Source organism: Ruegeria sp. YTSA144 (assembly GCF_059610125.1).
Genome location: NZ_JBXWNA010000003.1, coordinates 165701 through 183463, shown reverse-complemented (window position 1 = coordinate 183463; position 17763 = coordinate 165701). Strand labels below are relative to the sequence as shown.

Genomic DNA, 17763 nt, shown 5'->3' with positions numbered 1-17763 from the left:
ACGTTTTCACACCCGACTGACGGTTGCGATTGGCCCCGACGTCGGCTTCAGCAGTACCAAGCCAGCCGTGGCATACACGGCGCGCAAGGGAGGAAACAAATGCTTAGGAAAAAGACCAACGGGGTTGCGAGACGCCCCCAGCGGACAAGTATCCTGTCCCAGGTCGGCGAGAAAACCGTCGATCGCCGCGCATTTCTGCGTGGCTCGGGCCTGACGATCGGCGGCCTCGCCGCGATCAGCGCCACGGGTGGAACCGTGACACCAGCCAGTGCCCAGACAGCGGCAAACCAAGCCGTTGAAAATATCAAATCCGTCTGCACGCATTGCTCGGTCGGCTGTACGGTCGTTGCCGAAGTTCAGAATGGGGTCTGGATCGGGCAGGAACCCGGTTGGGACAGCCCGTTCAACCTGGGTGCACACTGCGCCAAAGGGGCATCGGTTCGCGAGCACGCCCATGGCGAACGCCGCCTGAAATATCCGATGAAAAAGGAAGGCGGAGAGTGGAAGCGCATCAGCTGGGAAGAGGCGATCAACGAGATCGGCGACGGCATGATGAGCATCCGCGAAGAATCTGGGCCAGACAGCGTATACTGGTTGGGTTCCGCCAAGCACAACAACGAACAGGCCTATCTGTTCCGCAAGTTCGCGGCCTATTGGGGCACGAACAACGTGGACCATCAGGCCCGTATCTGCCACTCGACCACCGTTGCGGGTGTTGCGAATACATGGGGCTACGGCGCCATGACCAACAGCTACAACGACATGCACAACAGCAAGGCGATCTTCATCATCGGCGGCAACCCGGCCGAGGCGCATCCCGTCTCGCTGCTGCATATTCTGCGCGCAAAAGAGCAGAACAACGCGCCGCTGATCGTCTGCGACCCGCGCTTTACACGCACTGCGGCTCATGCGGATGAATATGTCCGCTTCCGCCCTGGTACAGATGTGGCACTGATCTGGGGTATCCTGTGGCACATCTTTGACAACGGCTGGGAGGACAAAGAGTTCATCCGCACCCGCGTCTGGGGCATGGATCAGATCCGCGAAGAAGTTGCCAAGTGGAATCCGGACGAGGTGGAACGCGTCACCGGTACTCCGGGGTCGCAGTTGAAGCGTGTTGCCCGCACGATGGCCAACAACCGTCCAGGTACGGTTGTCTGGTGCATGGGCGGCACCCAGCACACCAACGGCAACAACAACACCCGCGCCTATTGCGTACTTCAGCTTGCTTTGGGCAACATGGGAACCTCGGGCGGAGGCACCAACATCTTCCGCGGCCATGACAACGTTCAGGGCGCAACCGACCTTGGTGTTCTGTCCCACACCCTGCCCGGCTATTATGGCCTGTCCGCAGGCGCATGGGGTCACTGGGCCCGCGTCTGGGGAGAAGACCCGGAGTGGCTGGCCGGTCAATTCGCCACGATCAAGGACAAGGACGGCAAGGACAAGCCGTTGCAGAACGAGCGCGGCATCCCGGTTTCCCGCTGGATCGACGGTGTTCTGGAAGACCCGGCGAACATGGATCAGGACAACAATGTCCGCGCCATGGTTCTGTGGGGCCACGCGCCCAACTCGCAGACCCGGATGACGGAAATGAAGACGGCGATGGAGAAGCTGGACATGCTGGTCGTGATCGACCCGTATCCCACCGTTTCTGCCGTTCTGCATGACCGCACCGATGGCGTTTACCTGCTGCCGGCCTGTACGCAGTTCGAAACGCGTGGCTCGGTCACGGCTTCGAACCGTTCGCTGCAATGGCGTGACAAAGTGGTTGACCCGCTGTTCGAAAGTCTGCCGGACGAGGTCATCATGGCCAAGTTCGCCAACAAGTTCGGCTGGGCGGATCGGTTCTTCCGCAATATCGAGATGGAAGACCCCGAAACCCCGAATGTTGAAAGCATCACGCGCGAGTTCAACGCGGGCCTCTGGACCATCGGCTATACCGGTCAGTCGCCGGAACGTCTGAAAAGCCATATGGCCAACCAGCACACGTTCGACAGAACCACGTTGCAAGCCATTGGTGGACCAAACGACGGCGAATACTACGGTCTGCCGTGGCCGTGCTGGGGCACACCGGAAATGGGCCATACGGGGACACCGAACCTCTATGACATGTCCAAACCGGTGGCCGAAGGCGGCCTGACCTTCCGTGCCCGTTTCGGTGTGGAGCGCGACGGCGACAACCTGCTGGCCGAAGGGGTCTATAGCGTTGGATCGGAAATTCAGGATGGATACCCTGAGTTTACGATGCAGATGCTGATGGATCTTGGCTGGGACGGTGATCTGACGGCCGAGGAACGCGCGGCCATCGACGCCGTGGCGGGGCCAAAGACCAACTGGAAAACCGACCTGTCCGGCGGTATCCAGCGGGTCGCGATCGCACATGGCTGTGCGCCCTTCGGGAACGCCAAGGCCCGCGCGGTTGTCTGGACCTTCCCGGATCCGATCCCGCTGCATCGCGAACCGCTCTATACGAACCGGCGCGATCTGGTGGCCGACTATCCGACCTACGAGGACCGTCAGGCCTATCGCTTGCCCACCCTTTACGCATCGATTCAAAAGAACGACTTTTCAAAGGATTACCCGATAATCCTGACGTCAGGTCGTCTGGTCGAGTATGAAGGCGGCGGTGATGAAACCCGGTCGAACCCGTGGCTGGCCGAGCTTCAGCAGGACATGTTCGTCGAGATCAATCCGCGCGACGCCAACAACCTTGGCATTCGGGACGGATCACAGGTCTGGGTCGAAGGTCCCGAGGGCGGAAAGGTCAAGGTGATGGCAATGCTGACCAACAGGGTCGGTGCCGGCGTGGCCTTCATGCCGTTCCACTTCGGCGGCCATTTCCAGGGCGAGGACCTGAGGGAGAAATACCCCGCTGGTGCAGACCCCTATGTGCTGGGTGAAAGCACCAACACCGCCCAGACCTATGGCTATGATTCAGTGACCCAGATGCAGGAGACCAAGGCGACTCTCTGCAAGATCTGGGCAGCGTAAGGAGGACGACAAATGGCTAGAGCAAAGTTTCTCTGCGACGCTGAACGCTGCATCGAGTGCAACGCCTGCGTAACCGCGTGCAAGAACGAACACGAGGTGCCGTGGGGCATCAATCGCCGCCGGGTGGTGACGATCAATGACGGCAACCCGGGCGAACGCTCGATCTCGGTGGCCTGCATGCATTGCTCAGACGCGCCCTGCATGGCGGTGTGCCCGGTCGACTGCTTCTATCAGAACGAAGAAGGGGTCGTGCTGCACTCCAAGGACCTGTGCATTGGCTGCGGCTATTGCTTCTACGCGTGCCCGTTCGGTGCGCCGCAATACCCGCAGGCTGGCAACTTCGGATCGCGTGGCAAGATGGACAAATGTACCTTCTGCGCCGGCGGCCCCGAGGAAACGCACTCGACCGCAGAGTTCGCCAAATACGGTCGCAACCGGATCGCCGAGGGCAAGCTGCCCATCTGCGCCGAGATGTGTTCCACCAAGGCCCTGCTCGCCGGTGACGGCGACGTGGTTTCCGCAGTTTACCGCGAACGCGTCGTGGCGCGCGGTTTCGGTTCGGGCGCCTGGGGTTGGGGCACGGCCTACGACCAGAAAGACGGCTGAAGTCCGGCCTTGAAAAAACAGCCTCCCGCCCTTTGCGGGGGGCCTTTCAGGTGATGTGATCGGGGATCCGTTTCCTGAAACGTCACACCAAACATATTTGAGAGGCACGCATGACCAATGATGTTTACTGGCTGCTGAAACTTGACCTCGATCTGGACAAAAAGGATGAGTTCGAAGCGCTTATGGCCGAAATGGTCGCGGCCACGCAGCACGAGACCGGCGCCAGAAGCTATGAATGGCACATGACCGGTTCGGCCGTCCATATCTTCGAACGCTACGCCAGTTCCGAAGATGCCATGATACATATGCAAAACTTCGGTGCCAATTTTGCTGAACGGTTTCTGGCCCTTCTGACGCCAGTGGGGTTGGACGTGTATGGTCCGGCCAAGGATGATCTTCGCGAAGCGCTCGCACCGGTCGGCGCCGTCTTTCACCAGCAAATTGGCGGGTTTGACCGCTGATATGAAATTGCACAGGAGGATACCCCTATGCGTCTGATCCAGTATCTGCTGGTTTCGATTTTTCTGACCGGAGCCGCATGGGCGCAAGAGACCTCTGAACCCACGGCAGATGAGCGCACCTCGACCGGCGGAGCAACAACCCTGGAAGACATTCTCGCCCGGCAGCGAGGTGAAACCGTCGACAACAGCTATCGTTCCGAGAACACAGGTCAGGGCAATGCCGAGGGGTTGCTGGGTCAGCTTGGCACGCGCGGTGTGGCCTCGGACAGTGACGTGTATCGCGCTTTGCGCTATGGCTCGGCTGATGTGACGGTGTCTTCTCATGGTCCGGCAGACAGCGTGCTGATTCAGGATGGCGGCATGTGGTGGCTGACCTTCCGCACCGGACCGCTGCGCGAATACGGCACCTATGTCATTGCCGGGATGCTGGGCATTATCCTGTTGTTTTTCCTGATCCGCGGCAAGATTCGCATCGACGGCGAGAAAACCGGACGCACGGTCACGCGTTTCAACGGGTTCGAGCGCTTCGGCCACTGGCTGTTTGCCGGGTCATTCCTGATCCTTGGCGTCACGGGCCTGCTGACGCTTTATGGCCGCGACTACCTGATCCCGGTTTTCGGGAAAGAGGGGTTTGCAACCATCGCGCAGGGCTGCAAGTGGTTGCACAACAATCTGGCCTGGGCCTTTATGCTGGGCCTGATCATCGTCACGGTAAACTGGATTGCCCACAACATCCCCAACCGCGTCGATCTGAAATGGCTGGCCGCAGGTGGCGGGTTGTTCACCAAAAACAGCCACCCACCGGCAAAGAAGTTCAACGCCGGACAAAAAATCATATTCTGGGCCTGCATCCTGCTGGGCGTCTCGATCAGCCTGTCGGGTCTGTCGCTGCTGTTCCCGTTCGAGATGCCCTTGTTTGCCAAAACCTTCCAGATCGCCAATTCGACCGGTATTCCGCAAATGATGGGCCTGAACCTGCCGGTGCAGATGTCGCCGCAGGAAGAAATGCAATATGCCCAAGTCTGGCACGTGATGGTGGCCTATGTGTTCATTGCGATCATCGTGGCGCATATCTATCTCGGCTCGGTCGGAATGGAGGGCGCCTTTGACGCCATGGGCACCGGCGAGGTCGAAGAACAATGGGCCCGTGAACACCACTCTTTGTGGCTGGAGGAAGTTCAGGAAAAAGAGGCTGGCAAGACCGCCACCTCGCCCGCTGAATAGATGCGGGGGCTGGTTCTGGCCCTGGCGCTGATCCCTCTGCCCGCCTTGGCCGAATTCTTCACGCTCAAGGGACACGGCGGGCCAATCATGGGAATCGCCACAGCCCCGGACGGGCGGATCGCAACAGCCAGCTTCGACAATTCCGTCGGGCTCTGGGCTGATCGGACCCCCGAATGGCTGGAAGGTCACGAAGCCGCCGTGAACGCCGTTGCCTTCAATGGCACGGCCATCTACTCGGCCGGAGATGATTTCACCCTGCGCAAGTGGCCCGGCGGCGACGTAGTTGGGCGACATCAGGGCAAGATCGTGGGTTTGGCAGCGTCCAAGACCCACGTCGCAACCGCCAGTTGGGACGGAACGATTGGGGTTTGGCCCGTGAACGGAACTGCCCCCACAACTCTTGGGCCGACCGGAAGCGGTGTGAACGCCGTGGTGTTTTCTTCAGACGGCACACAGCTTTATTCAGCGGGCATGGATGGATCGCTGCGCATTTGGGACGTAAGGAGTGGACAAGAGATCACCCGGCTCATCGAACACGGGTTCGGCATCAACGAACTGGTCCTGAATGAACAGGACAACTGGATCGCTTACGGTGCCGTTGACGGAGTGACCCGAATACTGGACCTTTCCACCGGTGAAGAACGCGATTTCACTCTGGATCGTCGCCCGATCCTTGCCTTGGCGCTCAGCCCGGATCGTCGGTTTCTGGCCGTGGGCGACGGTGAAGGCTATATCATGGTCATCGATACCTCGGACTGGCGCATCGCGCAGGACTTTCGCGCAACGTTGCGGGGGCCAGTCTGGGCCCTGGCCTTTTCGGTCGATGGTGAAAACATCCATGCGGGCGGAATTGACGAGGCCATGTACAGTTGGCCAGTCACCACCTTGTCCGATCGGCAACAGATGGCTTCTGCCGAGCCGAGTTTTCTGCAAAACCCCGACGAGATGGACAATGGTGAGCGTCAGTTCGCGCGGAAATGCTCGATCTGTCACAGCCTGACACCCGACAGCCAACGCCGCGCAGGTCCCTCCTTGCACGGGGTTTTCGGCAGACGCGCGGGCACGTTACCGGGATATTTGTACTCGGATACGCTGCAAGGCTCTGATATCATTTGGAATGACGAAACAATAAATGCTCTTTTCGACGAAGGGCCTGACCATTACATTCCAGGGTCCAAGATGCCGATGCAGCGAATTACACAAGCTCAGGATCGTCAGGATCTTATTGCTTTTCTGCGCCGCGCAACAAGCGCCCGGAACTGAACTGGAGGAGACCATGAAAGCCTTTCTTGCCGCGGTCGCCGCAATGGTCGTCATTGCCGTGGCAGCCCCTGCCGTGCTGGATCGGATCGGGTTCACCGCCGCCGATGCCACGTCCGGCTCTGCCGTGCGCCTCGACTGAATGTCGCACTACCTGACCACCCGCGAACTGGCCGATCTGCTGCGCATCGGCGAGCGCAAAGCCTATGATCTTGCCGCCTCGGGCGAGGTGCCCTGTGTACGCGCCATGGGCAAGCTGCTGTTCCCGCGGGCCGAAATCATTGCCTGGCTCAACGCGTCGCGATCCGGTCCGCAGGTCGCCGAACCGCCCCTGCCACAGATTGTTGCCGGCAGCCACGATCCCCTGCTGGATTGGGCACTGCGTGAAAGCGGATCGGGGCTTGCCACCTATTACGACGGCTCCTTTGACGGGCTGACACGGCTGAGCGAACGCAGCGCACAGGCGGCTGTGTTGCACATCCACGAAGACGGAGGGTTCAACGAAAAATCCCTGCGGGACGCCTTGGGCGAAGGGCCGGTGGTGCTGTACGAAGTCGCCCGGCGCAAGCGCGGGCTGCTTCTTGCCCCGGGCATATCGGATATCAAAACGTTCAAGGATCTCAAATCGCGCCGCGTGATCATGCGTCAGGACAGTGCGGCCAGCCAACACCTCTTCGATAGCCAGCTGGAAGCCCATGGCATGAGCCGAGACGATCTGGACGTAACCCCCGGCTGCGCGCGCACCGAAGAAGAACTGGCTATCGCCCTTCACGGCGAAAAGGCCGAGGCCGGCTTCGGGCTGGGTGCTTTGGCAGGGCTTTACAACCTGGGTTTCGTCCCCACCCATTCCGAAAGGTTGGATCTGGCGGTTTGGCGCAGGTCATATTTTGATCCGCCAATGCAAAAACTGATAACTCTGCTGCGCTCGGATCAATTTGCCCAAAGGGCCCGTGAATTCGGTGGCTACGACCTGTCGGGCCTGGGCACGATACACCACAACGGTGCCAGCGGATGACCCCTCGCCCGCCTTTTACCTTGTCAGGATACGCCCGTCACAGGCCGGCTTAGTCGGCGTTCGGAAAGAACACCTGCTGCCCGTCCAGCCTGAACGACGCGATCGCCTCCTGCCCGTCCGGCCCCGTCAGCCAGTCGATGAAACGTTGGCCGGCTGCCGCCCGCACATGCGCGTGCTTGTCGGGATTCACGAGGATCACGCCGTATTGATTGAACAGGCGCGGATCCCCTTCGACCAGAACGTCAAGGTTTCCCCGGTTTCCAAAAGACAACCACGTGGCCCGATCCGTCAGCGTGTAGGCATCCATTCCACCGGCCACATTGAGGGTCGCCCCCATGCCAGATCCGGTTTCTCGATACCACGTACCAGAGGCGTCGGCAGGGTCCAGCCCGGCCGCGGACCAATAGCCCAGTTCGGCCTTGTGCGTTCCGCTGTCGTCACCGCGTGAAGCAAACGGCGCTTCCGCCTCGGCGATTTTCGACAGCGCGGCCAACACATCGGCGCCGCCGCGAATTCCGGCAGGGTCAGACTTGGGGCCGACCAGAACGAAATCATTGTACATCAAATCCTTCCGCTCCACGCCCCAACCGTCAGCAACGAATTTCTCCTCGGCCAGTTTGGAGTGAACCAAAAGAACATCCCCGTCCCCGTTGATGGCGTTGCGAATGGCCTGACCGGTGCCCACTGCCACAACACGGACATCGATACCTGATTCGGCTTCGAACCACGGCAGGATGTAATCCAACAGTCCCGAGTTCTGCGTTGACGTTGTCGACTGCACCACAATAAATGGTTCTTCTGCTGAAACCGCGCTGGTCAACAGGCCCAAAGCTATCACCGCTGCCCGAATTGGTTTCCGGAACATCACACTCTCCTCTTTCTCTTTTTCAGGTTACCAATCCGCCTGCCAAATAGCGGCGCGACGCAACGCTTTGGGGAGATTCCAAAACCTGTTTTGCCGTACCGTGTTCCACGACATGTCCGCCTTGCATCATGACCACGTCCGAGGCCAAACGGCGTGCCTGACCGATATCATGCGTCACCATCACGATCCGCACAGCCCGAGCCGACGCCCGCAATATCATTCGTTCAATCATCTGGGTCGCGCTTGGATCCAGTGCGCTGGTGGGCTCGTCCAGAAACAAAGTCTCGGGGTCCAACGCCAGCGCCCGTAGAATCGCCAATCGCTGCGCCTCCCCTCCGGACAATGACCGGGCGGGTTGTCTGGCCTTGCCGTCCAGCCCTCCTTCGGTCAGCAATTCGGCGATACGGACCTTTCGGGCCCTTCGCCCCATGCCTTGACGCTTGAGAACGAAGTCAAGGTTTGCCGCAACCGATCGACGCAGCAGAACCGGTTTCTGAAATACCATGGCCTGGCGGGCTTTCTGTGCCGCGCCAAGCGGTTTTCCATCCTGGACGACCCGCCCCCGATCCGGCGTGATCAGCCCGTGCAGACAGCGCAGCAACAGGCTTTTGCCTGCACCGTTGGGGCCAAGAATCAAGGTTGGTCCCGGCCCATCCAGATCCAATGACGAGACCTCCAACAACGCCTTGCCATTACTGCGGATTTGCAGGTTCTCGACCTTCAGGCAATTCACCATGTCGCAGAGCAGGTCACGCATGACGCACCCCCTCCTGTTCGGCCCGCAGGCTGACCGCGCTGACCATCGCGTTCACGGCCACCGCGATCCCGATCAGGATTGCCCCCAGCGCCAGAGCCAGCGCCAGATTTCCCTTCGACGTTTCCAACGCGATCGTCGTCGTCATCACGCGCGTCACATGGTTGATGTTGCCGCCCACGATGATCACCGCGCCCACCTCGGCAATGGCGCGCCCGAACCCCGCAAGCAAGGCCGTGATCAATGCCAGCCGTGCATCCCACAGCAGCACAGGGACCGATGCCAGCCGTGACACGCCCAGTGATCGCAGCTGCTCGGAGTATTCCTCGGCCAGCATTTCGACCACCTGCCGGGTCAATGCCGCAATAATGGGAGTGACCAACACGACCTGAGCAATGATCATGGCCGTCGGGGTATACAAAAGCTCGAGCACACCCAACGGGCCGGAGCGGGACAGCATCAGATAGACCAGCAGCCCCACGACCACGGGTGGGAACCCCATCAAGGCATTCATCAGAACGATCAGCATCCGCCGCCCCGGAAACCTCGCCACAGCCAGAGCGGCGCCGACGGGCATGCCGATCAGGGCAGAAATCAGAACCGCAAACACGGATACTTTCAGGGACAACAGCACAATCGCCCACAGCTCTGAGTCTCCCTCAAAGATCAGCGCGATTGCAGAGCTGAATTCTGATGCAAATCCCTGCATTTTTTCCCATTAACTTCACATTTCGTATGAAATGCGTTCGTTTACAGGTAAATACTACTCTGTTTTCAGATCGAGTACAGACACATATCCGGCATTCAAAATGAAAAACGCGGCCCCGTTTGGGACCGCGCTGTAATTTTTCGAATTGACGGCGTGCGTCAGTTCAATGCTGCATCAGTGATCTGATGCGTCCAGGCCCCTTCAGGCGTTTTGGTGATAACCGGATCAGACCCGCCTGCCAGCAATGTGTTGACGGTGCGTTCGAAATCAGCCGGGTCCAGCGCGCCGTTCGACCCTGCGGTCAACTTGGCGATCTCACCCATCATACGCTTTTGGTGCTCTTCCGTCTGAGCACCGGTTGCATCGTTTTCCAGAACGATTTCCGCCGCTTCGTCCGGGTTCTCCTCGGCATATTTCCAACCCTTCATCGACGCGCGAACGAACCGCTCCATCTTGTCGACGAAAGCCGCATCGCTCAGGTTCTCTTCCAGAACGTAAAGACCGTCTTCCAGCGTCGCCACGCCCTGGTCTTCGTATTTGAAGGTCACCAGCTCATCCGGGCTGACACCGGCATCGATGACCTGCCAGTATTCATTGTAGGTCATGGTGCTGATGCAATCCGCCTGACGCTGAAGCAACGGGTCGACGTTGAAGCCCTGTTTCAGAACTTCCACGCCGTTTTCGCTTTTGCCATCGGTGCTGATGCCCAACTGGCTCATCCAGCTCATGAAGGGAAACTCGTTGCCAAAGAACCAGACACCCAGCGTGCGGTTCTTGAGGTCCTCGGGCGACGAGATCCCGGCGTCTTTCCAGCAGGTCAGCATCATGCCAGAGCTTTTGAACGGTTGCGCGATATTCACCAGCGGCAGCCCTTTTTCACGGGCAGCAAGCGCGGCGGGCATCCATTCGACGGTGACATCGGCGCCACCGCCTGCAATCACCTGTGTCGGAGCGATATCAGGCCCGCCGGGCAGAATGGTGACGTCCAGCCCCTCTTCTTCGTAAAAGCCCTTGTCCTTGGCAACGTAATAGCCCGCGAATTGTGCTTGCGTGACCCATTTCAGTTGCAATGTCACCTCATCCGCCGCCAGCGCCGCACTGGCTGCCAGACCAAAGGCGGCAACCGCCCCGCTGAGTAGCTTGTTCATCTTCATTTCTCCTAGTTGCTTGTTGTGCCCCAATTTCGGGGTCTGTTGATTTCTTTGTTTTATCCGCGCTGTGACGGGTGCCAGAAGGTCACCACTTTTTCGATCCCCGCCACCAGCCCATAAAAGGCTGTACCTGCGAGTGCCGCAACAACGATTTCGGCCCAGACCATGTCCAACGACAGTTGCCCGACACTGGTTGATATCCGGAACCCCATACCAAGTGTCGGCGAGCCGAAGAACTCGGCCACGATAGCGCCGATCAGCGCCAAAGTGGTGGAAATCTTCAGCCCGTTGAAAATGAAGGGCATCGCCGCAGGCAGTCGCAGCTTCAAAAAGCTCTGCCAATAGGTTGCGGCATAGGTCTCCATCAGATCGCGTTGCATCGAGGTGGCTTCACGTAGCCCGGCCACGGTGTTGACGAGCATCGGAAAGAACACCATCACAACCACCACCGCCGCCTTGGAGTGCCAGTCGAACCCGAACCACATCACCAGGATGGGGGCGGTTCCGACAATCGGCAGGGCGGCCACGAAATTGCCGACCGGCAACAGGCCCAGGCGCAGGAAATCCCAGCGATCCACGGCAATCGCCATCAGAAAGGCAGCAATGCACCCGATGACATAGCCGCTGAGCGCGCCCTTGATGATGGTCTGCACAAAGTCAGCCCACAGGATCGGAAGGCTGTCCGCAAACCGCACCGCAATCACCGATGGCGCTGGCAGGATAACCAGTGGAACCTCAAGCCCGCGCACCAGAAGCTCCCAGATCCCAATGACCGTCAGGCCAAAGATCAGCGGGGCCAGAAGCCGCACCATTCGGGTGTCGGCGTAAGGCCCGCTGGCCAACCGGCTGTTCAACCACCAGCCAAAGAGCCAAAGCAGGACAGCACAGAAAACCAGTATCATTGCGCCATCCCCATTCGTTTCAGTACGGCCCGTTCAATCAGCCCCAGCAGCCCGACCAGGCACGCCGCCAGAATGGCCGCCGCGAACAGAGCCGACCAGATCTGTACCGTCTGACCGTAATAGCTGCCAGCAAGCAACCGCGCGCCCAGACCGGCAACAGCCCCTGTCGGAAGCTCACCAACAATGGCACCGACCAGCGACGCAGCGATCCCGATTTTCAGCGAGGTGAACAGATACGGCATGGATGCCGGCAGGCGCAGCTTCCAGAAACCCTGAGACCGGCTGGCGTTATACGTCCGCAACAAATCCAGCTGCATCGCATCAGGACTGCGCAATCCTTTGACCATGCCGACGACAACCGGAAAGAAACTCAGATAGGCCGATATGATCGCCTTGGGAATGATCCCTTGAATACCAACGGAATACAGCACCACAATGATCATCGGCGCCAGCGCGATGATCGGAATGGTTTGACTGACAATGGCCCATGGCATGACCGACAGGTCCATCACACGGCTATGCACGATACCCACGGCCAGAAGGATTCCCAGCCCGGTGCCAATCGCAAACCCAAGCATCGTTGCACTCAGCGTGACCCAGCCGTGATAGATCAGTGACCGTTTCGAGGTGATCTTTTTCTGGACCGTCGTTTCCCACATCTCGATGGCGACCTGATGCGGGGCCGGCAGTCGAGGCCGGTCCTGTTCCCATGTGGCCGGGATGGCGAAAGTGTTGTTCAAAACAAGACCAACCTCGGACATGTCACGCCGGTCCTTGGCGGATGGCGGCTGCACGACGGCCCCGGCACGTTCCTGTTCGGTCAACACGCCCTTTATGTTCATCGGAATACAGGCCACGTACCAGAACAGAACAATTGCGGCGATGACTGTGAATACGGCGATGACCTGCTTCATGCACGCCACTCCATTCTGAAGACCGGAACGGTATCCGGTGGCACAGGAGGTTCCTCGGCCGTCACTTCAAACCCTTCACGGCGATAAAAGCGTTGCGCCGCCGTATTGGGCCGATGCGTCGTCAGCCAGAGAAAATCCCGGCCCTCTTTTGCCTTGTCGACAAGGCGCTTGCCGATACCCTGTCCCGTCCGGCTGCAATACAGCGCGCCGATTTTGTTCTGTGTCGGGTCCACTGACATGTAGCAATCGACCGGATCACCTGCGACCCACATTTCACGGTCGTCGAATGCGTCGCTGATCAGTTTTGCCAGTTCATCGACCGGCAGTTCGTCGGGCATCCAGTCTGTTTGCGTGACCCAGTCATGAACAACCCTGGCACAGGCTGGCACATCGCCTGGTGCCGCGCGCCGGATTTTATCCGCATTCAGGTTAGTCGTCATTGGAATGCCCACCCCGCAAACCTTCTCGGACGCGATGCGCGACCTCAATGAATTCCGGAGTATCACGGATATCCAGCGGCCGTTCCTTGGGCAGCGGGCTGTCAATCACATCTGCAATCCGCCCGGGCCGCGGGCTCATCACCACGATCTTGGTGCTCAGGTAAACCGCCTCGGGAATGGAGTGTGTCACGAATCCGATCGTCTTTTCCGTCCGCGCCCAGAGCTCAAGAAGCTGCTCGTTCAGGTGGTCCCGCACGATCTCATCCAGCGCCCCGAACGGCTCGTCCATCAGCAGGATATCCGCGTCAAACGCAAGGGCCCGCGCGATACTGGCCCTCTGCTGCATCCCGCCCGACAACTGCCAGGGAAACTTTCCGCCAAACCCTTCCAGATCAACGAGTTCCAGGACCCTCTTCACCTGCTCATCCTGTTCGACAGCGGTGAATCCCATTATCTCAAGAGGCAGTTTTATGTTCTTGGCAATTGTGCGCCAAGGATAAAGGCCCGCCGCCTGGAAAACATACCCATACGCCCGGTTTCGACGCGCCTCATCAGGCGTCATGCCATTGACGGTCAGCGTCCCGCCCGTAGGTGTCTCAAGGGCTGCGATACAGCGTAGAAAGGTGGTTTTGCCACAACCGGACGGCCCGATGAAACTGACAAAATCGCCCTTTTCAATTGTCAGGTTCACGTCCTTGAGCGCCTGTACTGGCCCATCATTGGTCTGGAATGTCAGGTCCAGCTGCCTTGCCTCGATGACGGGCTGGGTCGTGCTTTCAGTGTTCATTTTATTGCCTTGAGAAGAGTGGTGCCAGGGCCGCCTGCAAGGCCGCCCCGACTGATCAAACACCGGTCGCCGGAATTCCCGTCCGCTCGACAGGCCTTGGGGCCGTCAGCTCTTTCCAGGTGCTCAGCGCCTTGTTGACGGTAGTGTTGGCCTCGCGCGCGACAAAGTCCCCATGACCTTCCTGCGTCCGGATTTCACCGTCATGCACTGCCACCTGTCCCCGTGTCAGGGTAAAGCGTGGCAGGCCCTTGACCGCGTGCCCCTCGAACACGTTGTAGTCGATCGCCGACTGCTGCGTCGCCGCACTTATCGTTTTGGTCTTCTCAGGATCCCAAACGACAAGATCAGCATCCGCCCCGACCAGAATGGCACCCTTTTTAGGATAGCAATTCAATATCTTGGCAATGTTTGTTGAAGTGACAGCCACGAATTCATTCGGTGTCAGGCGTCCAGTGTTGACCCCATAGGTCCACAGCATCGGCATCCGGTCTTCCAGCCCGCCGGTGCCGTTCGGGATCTTGGTGAAATCCCCAACACCAAAACGTTTCTGTTCGGTTGTGAAGGCGCAGTGATCGGTGGCGACCACGCTCAGCGTTCCCGATTGCAGGCCATTCCAGAGGCTGTCCTGATGCTGTTTGTTGCGGAACGGAGGGCTCATGACCCGTCGCGCCGCGTGGTCCCAATCCTGATTGAAATATTCACTTTCGTCCAATGTCAGGTGCTGGATCAGGGGCTCTCCCCATACTCGCTTACCCTGCATTTTTGCCCGGCGGATGGCTTCATGCGCCTCTTCACACGAGGTGTGTACAACATACAGTGGCACACCCGCCATGTCCGCGATCATGATTGCCCGGTTGGTGGCTTCACCTTCAACCTGCGGCGGGCGGGAATACGCATGTGCTTCGGGGCCGGTGTTCCCTTCTGCAAGCAGCTTGGCGCTCAGCTCTGCCACCACATCCCCGTTCTCGGCATGTACCAGGGCGGTACCGCCAAGCTCGGCAAGTCGCTTGAACGAGGCGAACAACTCATCATCATTCACCATCAGCGCGCCCTTGTAGGCCATGAAATGCTTGAAGGTGTTGATACCGCGCGTCTCGATCACGGTTTTGATGTCGTCGAACACCTGTTCCCCCCACCAGGTCACCGCCATATGGAACGAATAGTCACAATTCGCCCGTGTCGACTTGTTGTCCCAACGTTTCAGCGCATCCAGCAGGCTTTCACCCGGGTTGGGCAGTGCAAAATCGACAACCATGGTCGTGCCACCAGCCAGCGCCGCCCGCGTCCCGCTTTCAAAGTCATCGCTGGAATAGGTGCCCATGAACGGCATTTCGAGATGGGTATGAGGGTCAATCCCGCCCGGCATGACAAAACAGCCGGTGGCGTCCAGTTCCTTGTCCCCCGTCAGGTTCATACCGATTTCGGTGATCACGCCACCCTCGACCAATACGTCCGCCTTGTAAGTCAAATCCGCGGTGACAACGGTTCCGTTTTTGATGACAGTACTCATTTTGAACTCCCTGATGCGGTCTGCGCCGCTTGCTTCATCTGGCCAAAAATATCCCGGGGGAGTCGCCCTCGGGGCGACGGGGGCAGCGCCCCCTATTCCACGATTTCGGCGGTCTCGACCACGGCATGCAGCAGAACATCCGCCCCGGCTGCCGCCCATTCCTTGCTGATTTCCTCCGCCTCATTGTGGCTCAGCCCGTCAACACAAGGGCACATGACCATCGCGGTCGGAGCAACCCGGTTGATCCAACAGGCGTCATGCCCCGCACCCGAAATGATATCGGTGTGCGAATAGCCCAGCCGTTCAGCTGCGTTTCGCACGGCCGACACACAAGCATCGTCAAATTTCACCGGATCGAACCCGCCGACTTTCTCGAATTCGATCTGAAGGCCCATCTCGTCAACGATATCCTCGGCAGCCACCCGCAGGCGGTTTTCCATGTCGGTGATCACCTCCAGCTCGGGCGAGCGGAAATCGACCGTAAACACCACCTTGCCCGGGATCACATTGCGTGAGTTCGGGTAGACATCGATATGCCCCGCCGCACCCACCGCATGCGGAGCATGAGACCATGCGATCTCGTCGACCTTCTCCAGGATCCGCGCCATGGCCAGACCGGCATTCTTGCGCATCGGCATCGGTGTCGATCCGGTATGCGCATCCTTGCCCGTTACCGTGATCTGCGTCCAACTCAGCCCCTGACCATGGGTGACGACGCCGATATCTTTGCCTTCGGCTTCAAGGATCGGCCCCTGTTCGATATGCAACTCAAAGAACGCATGCATCTTGCGGGCGCCAACTTCTTCATCACCTCGCCAGCCGATCCGGTTCAACTCATCCCCGAACTTTTTGCCTTCAGCGTCTTCGCGGTTATATGCCCAATCCTGCGTGTGCATCCCTGCAAACACGCCCGACGACAGCATTGCCGGTGCGTAACGTGTGCCTTCTTCATTCGTCCAGTTGGTGGCGACGATCGGATGTTTCGTCTTGATCCCCAGGTCGTTCAGCGTCCGGATCAGTTCCAGGCCGGCCAGAACACCCAGCACACCATCGTATTTACCGCCGGTCGGCTGCGTATCCAGATGCGATCCCACGTAAACCGGCAGCGCGTCCGGGTCGGTGCCTTCGCGGCGGGCGAACATGTTGCCCATCTGGTCAAGCCCCATGGTGCACCCAGCTTCCTCGCACCACTTCTGGAACAGGGCGCGGCCTTCCGCGTCTTCATCCGTCAGGGTCTGGCGATTGTTGCCACCGGCGACACCCGGGCCGATCTTGGCCATCTCCATCAGGCTGTCCCACAACCTGTCGCCATTGATCCTGAGATTCTGCGCCGGAGCTGCCATGTTCATCTTCCCTGTTTGCTTGCGATTTGGCTCGCTTTTGGTGTCTTGATTTGACCATATGGTCAAACTCACGCTATCACGGGTTCGGTATCAGTCAAGAATTTGCGCGGCACGGCTGAAATTTTCAGTGTATTCCGCACCTGTTCGACGAAAAAAGAGACACGTTGAAAACATGCCAAAAGACCGCGCACCGACCCGTATTCAGAAAAAGAACCGCGCCGCGATTCTAGAGGCTGCCCTGAACGTGTTTTCGGCCCACGGGTTTCGCGGTGCAACCGTTGATCAGATCGCGGCAGAAGCAGGTCTGAGCAAGCCGAACCTGTTGTACTATTTCCCATCAAAAGAAGCGATCCACACTGAATTGCTGTCCGGCCTGCTGGATACCTGGCTGGCCCCGCTGCACGACCTGAACGCAAACGGCGATCCGTTGGAGGAAATCCTGGCATACATTCGGCGCAAGTTGCAGATGAGTCAGGAGCTACCACGGGAAAGCCGCCTTTTTGCCAACGAGCTTGTGCAGGGCGCGCCGCGCATTCATGATGCATTGTCCAATGATCTCAAGGCACTGGTCGACGAAAAAATCACGATCCTTACCGGTTGGATGGATCAGGGAAAAATCGCGCGGGTGCATCCCTACCACCTGGTGTTTTCGATCTGGGCCTTGACGCAGCACTATGCCGATTTCGATGTTCAGGTTCGTGCAATTCTGGGCAACGAAGATCCGTTCGAGGGCGCGGAAACCTTTGTTGATACCATGTACCGCAAACTTCTGAGCCCTTGAAAAAAGGGGCCGAAAAAACGGCCCCTTGATGATCTGTCGCAATCCCC

At 59.0% G+C, this 17763-nt stretch carries 18 protein-coding genes; 8 read left to right on the top strand and 10 right to left on the bottom strand.

All coding sequences use genetic code 11. The features are described 5' to 3' along the window. Nucleotides 1–99 precede the first annotated feature (99 nt). From AC2FF8_RS09715 to AC2FF8_RS09685, 7 genes are all read left to right on the top strand, one after another. Nucleotides 100–2994, top strand: coding sequence for a formate dehydrogenase subunit alpha (locus AC2FF8_RS09715; RefSeq protein ID WP_496873009.1), 2895 nt, complete (start codon nt 100–102; stop codon nt 2992–2994). Between the two features lie 12 nt (nt 2995–3006). After that, nucleotides 3007–3600, top strand: coding sequence for a formate dehydrogenase FDH3 subunit beta (fdh3B, locus tag AC2FF8_RS09710; protein ID WP_010439472.1), 594 nt, complete (start codon nt 3007–3009; stop codon nt 3598–3600). A 110-nt stretch (nt 3601–3710) separates the two neighbouring features. Then, a complete protein-coding gene (locus AC2FF8_RS09705; RefSeq protein ID WP_496879566.1) occupies nt 3711–4061 on the top strand; it encodes a putative quinol monooxygenase in 351 nt (116 codons plus the stop codon). A gap of 27 nt (nt 4062–4088) precedes the next feature. Beyond that, the gene (locus AC2FF8_RS09700; protein ID WP_170344663.1) at nt 4089–5285 is read left to right on the top strand and encodes a formate dehydrogenase subunit gamma; all 1197 of its coding nucleotides are present in this window, start codon (nt 4089–4091) and stop codon (nt 5283–5285) included. Continuing rightward, the gene (locus AC2FF8_RS09695; protein ID WP_257600545.1) at nt 5286–6548 is read left to right on the top strand and encodes a c-type cytochrome; all 1263 of its coding nucleotides are present in this window, start codon (nt 5286–5288) and stop codon (nt 6546–6548) included. A 13-nt stretch (nt 6549–6561) separates the two neighbouring features. After that, nucleotides 6562–6687, top strand: a complete 126-nt coding sequence (locus tag AC2FF8_RS09690; RefSeq protein WP_256367494.1) for a hypothetical protein — start codon at nt 6562–6564, stop codon at nt 6685–6687. Beyond that, on the top strand, nt 6688–7560 hold the full coding sequence (locus AC2FF8_RS09685) for a substrate-binding domain-containing protein (protein ID WP_171725235.1): 873 nt from the start codon (nt 6688–6690) through the stop codon (nt 7558–7560). Between the two features lie 49 nt (nt 7561–7609). On the opposite strand, the gene AC2FF8_RS09680 is transcribed toward AC2FF8_RS09685, so the two are convergent. The 10 genes from AC2FF8_RS09680 to AC2FF8_RS09635 form a co-directional block, all read right to left on the bottom strand. Then, on the bottom strand, nt 7610–8425 hold the full coding sequence (locus AC2FF8_RS09680; protein ID WP_496879565.1) for an ABC transporter substrate-binding protein: 816 nt from the start codon (nt 8423–8425) through the stop codon (nt 7610–7612). A gap of 22 nt (nt 8426–8447) precedes the next feature. Continuing rightward, on the bottom strand, nt 8448–9182 hold the full coding sequence (locus AC2FF8_RS09675; protein WP_496879564.1) for an ATP-binding cassette domain-containing protein: 735 nt from the start codon (nt 9180–9182) through the stop codon (nt 8448–8450). Next, nucleotides 9175–9888, bottom strand: a complete 714-nt coding sequence (locus AC2FF8_RS09670; RefSeq protein WP_496879563.1) for an ABC transporter permease — start codon at nt 9886–9888, stop codon at nt 9175–9177. Before AC2FF8_RS09670 ends, AC2FF8_RS09675 begins: the two co-directional genes overlap by 8 nt. Before the next feature lie 158 nt (nt 9889–10046). After that, nucleotides 10047–11036: an ABC transporter substrate-binding protein gene (locus AC2FF8_RS09665; protein WP_257600542.1), complete on the bottom strand. Its 990-nt coding sequence runs from the start codon at nt 11034–11036 to the stop codon at nt 10047–10049. Between the two features lie 59 nt (nt 11037–11095). Then, the gene (locus AC2FF8_RS09660; protein ID WP_171168553.1) at nt 11096–11941 is read right to left on the bottom strand and encodes an ABC transporter permease; all 846 of its coding nucleotides are present in this window, start codon (nt 11939–11941) and stop codon (nt 11096–11098) included. Then, the gene (locus AC2FF8_RS09655) at nt 11938–12855 is read right to left on the bottom strand and encodes an ABC transporter permease (RefSeq protein ID WP_170344671.1); all 918 of its coding nucleotides are present in this window, start codon (nt 12853–12855) and stop codon (nt 11938–11940) included. The genes AC2FF8_RS09660 and AC2FF8_RS09655 overlap by 4 nt, the downstream gene beginning before the upstream one ends. Continuing rightward, nucleotides 12852–13295, bottom strand: a complete 444-nt coding sequence (locus AC2FF8_RS09650; protein WP_257600540.1) for a GNAT family N-acetyltransferase — start codon at nt 13293–13295, stop codon at nt 12852–12854. The genes AC2FF8_RS09655 and AC2FF8_RS09650 overlap by 4 nt, the downstream gene beginning before the upstream one ends. Further along, nucleotides 13285–14082: an ABC transporter ATP-binding protein gene (locus tag AC2FF8_RS09645; RefSeq protein WP_496873015.1), complete on the bottom strand. Its 798-nt coding sequence runs from the start codon at nt 14080–14082 to the stop codon at nt 13285–13287. The genes AC2FF8_RS09650 and AC2FF8_RS09645 overlap by 11 nt, the downstream gene beginning before the upstream one ends. Nucleotides 14083–14137: 55 nt before the next feature. Beyond that, entirely contained in the window at nt 14138–15592 is a 1455-nt protein-coding gene (gene hydA / locus AC2FF8_RS09640) for a dihydropyrimidinase (protein ID WP_496879562.1), read from the bottom strand. A gap of 92 nt (nt 15593–15684) precedes the next feature. Next, nucleotides 15685–16935, bottom strand: coding sequence for a Zn-dependent hydrolase (locus AC2FF8_RS09635; protein ID WP_170344675.1), 1251 nt, complete (start codon nt 16933–16935; stop codon nt 15685–15687). A gap of 172 nt (nt 16936–17107) precedes the next feature. Between AC2FF8_RS09635 and AC2FF8_RS09630 the strand changes: the two genes are divergently transcribed. Next, the gene (locus tag AC2FF8_RS09630; protein WP_496879561.1) at nt 17108–17716 is read left to right on the top strand and encodes a TetR family transcriptional regulator C-terminal domain-containing protein; all 609 of its coding nucleotides are present in this window, start codon (nt 17108–17110) and stop codon (nt 17714–17716) included. The last annotated feature ends 47 nt before the right edge of the window (nt 17717–17763 follow it).

Excerpts from the sequence above, each read along its gene's own strand:
- AC2FF8_RS09715 (WP_496873009.1), top strand. The coding sequence starts at position 100 with ATGCTTAGGAAAAAGACCAACGGGGTTGCGAGACGCCCCCAGCGGACA.
- fdh3B (WP_010439472.1), top strand. The coding sequence starts at position 3,007 with ATGGCTAGAGCAAAGTTTCTCTGCGACGCTGAACGCTGCATCGAGTGC.
- AC2FF8_RS09705 (WP_496879566.1), top strand. The coding sequence starts at position 3,711 with ATGACCAATGATGTTTACTGGCTGCTGAAACTTGACCTCGATCTGGAC.
- AC2FF8_RS09700 (WP_170344663.1), top strand. The coding sequence starts at position 4,089 with ATGCGTCTGATCCAGTATCTGCTGGTTTCGATTTTTCTGACCGGAGCC.
- AC2FF8_RS09695 (WP_257600545.1), top strand. The coding sequence starts at position 5,286 with ATGCGGGGGCTGGTTCTGGCCCTGGCGCTGATCCCTCTGCCCGCCTTG.
- AC2FF8_RS09690 (WP_256367494.1), top strand. The coding sequence starts at position 6,562 with ATGAAAGCCTTTCTTGCCGCGGTCGCCGCAATGGTCGTCATTGCCGTG.
- AC2FF8_RS09685 (WP_171725235.1), top strand. The coding sequence starts at position 6,688 with ATGTCGCACTACCTGACCACCCGCGAACTGGCCGATCTGCTGCGCATC.
- AC2FF8_RS09680 (WP_496879565.1), bottom strand. The coding sequence starts at position 8,425 with ATGTTCCGGAAACCAATTCGGGCAGCGGTGATAGCTTTGGGCCTGTTG.
- AC2FF8_RS09675 (WP_496879564.1), bottom strand. The coding sequence starts at position 9,182 with ATGCGTGACCTGCTCTGCGACATGGTGAATTGCCTGAAGGTCGAGAAC.
- AC2FF8_RS09670 (WP_496879563.1), bottom strand. The coding sequence starts at position 9,888 with ATGCAGGGATTTGCATCAGAATTCAGCTCTGCAATCGCGCTGATCTTT.
- AC2FF8_RS09665 (WP_257600542.1), bottom strand. The coding sequence starts at position 11,036 with ATGAACAAGCTACTCAGCGGGGCGGTTGCCGCCTTTGGTCTGGCAGCC.
- AC2FF8_RS09660 (WP_171168553.1), bottom strand. The coding sequence starts at position 11,941 with ATGATACTGGTTTTCTGTGCTGTCCTGCTTTGGCTCTTTGGCTGGTGG.
- AC2FF8_RS09655 (WP_170344671.1), bottom strand. The coding sequence starts at position 12,855 with ATGAAGCAGGTCATCGCCGTATTCACAGTCATCGCCGCAATTGTTCTG.
- AC2FF8_RS09650 (WP_257600540.1), bottom strand. The coding sequence starts at position 13,295 with ATGACGACTAACCTGAATGCGGATAAAATCCGGCGCGCGGCACCAGGC.
- AC2FF8_RS09645 (WP_496873015.1), bottom strand. The coding sequence starts at position 14,082 with ATGAACACTGAAAGCACGACCCAGCCCGTCATCGAGGCAAGGCAGCTG.
- hydA (WP_496879562.1), bottom strand. The coding sequence starts at position 15,592 with ATGAGTACTGTCATCAAAAACGGAACCGTTGTCACCGCGGATTTGACT.
- AC2FF8_RS09635 (WP_170344675.1), bottom strand. The coding sequence starts at position 16,935 with ATGGCAGCTCCGGCGCAGAATCTCAGGATCAATGGCGACAGGTTGTGG.
- AC2FF8_RS09630 (WP_496879561.1), top strand. The coding sequence starts at position 17,108 with ATGCCAAAAGACCGCGCACCGACCCGTATTCAGAAAAAGAACCGCGCC.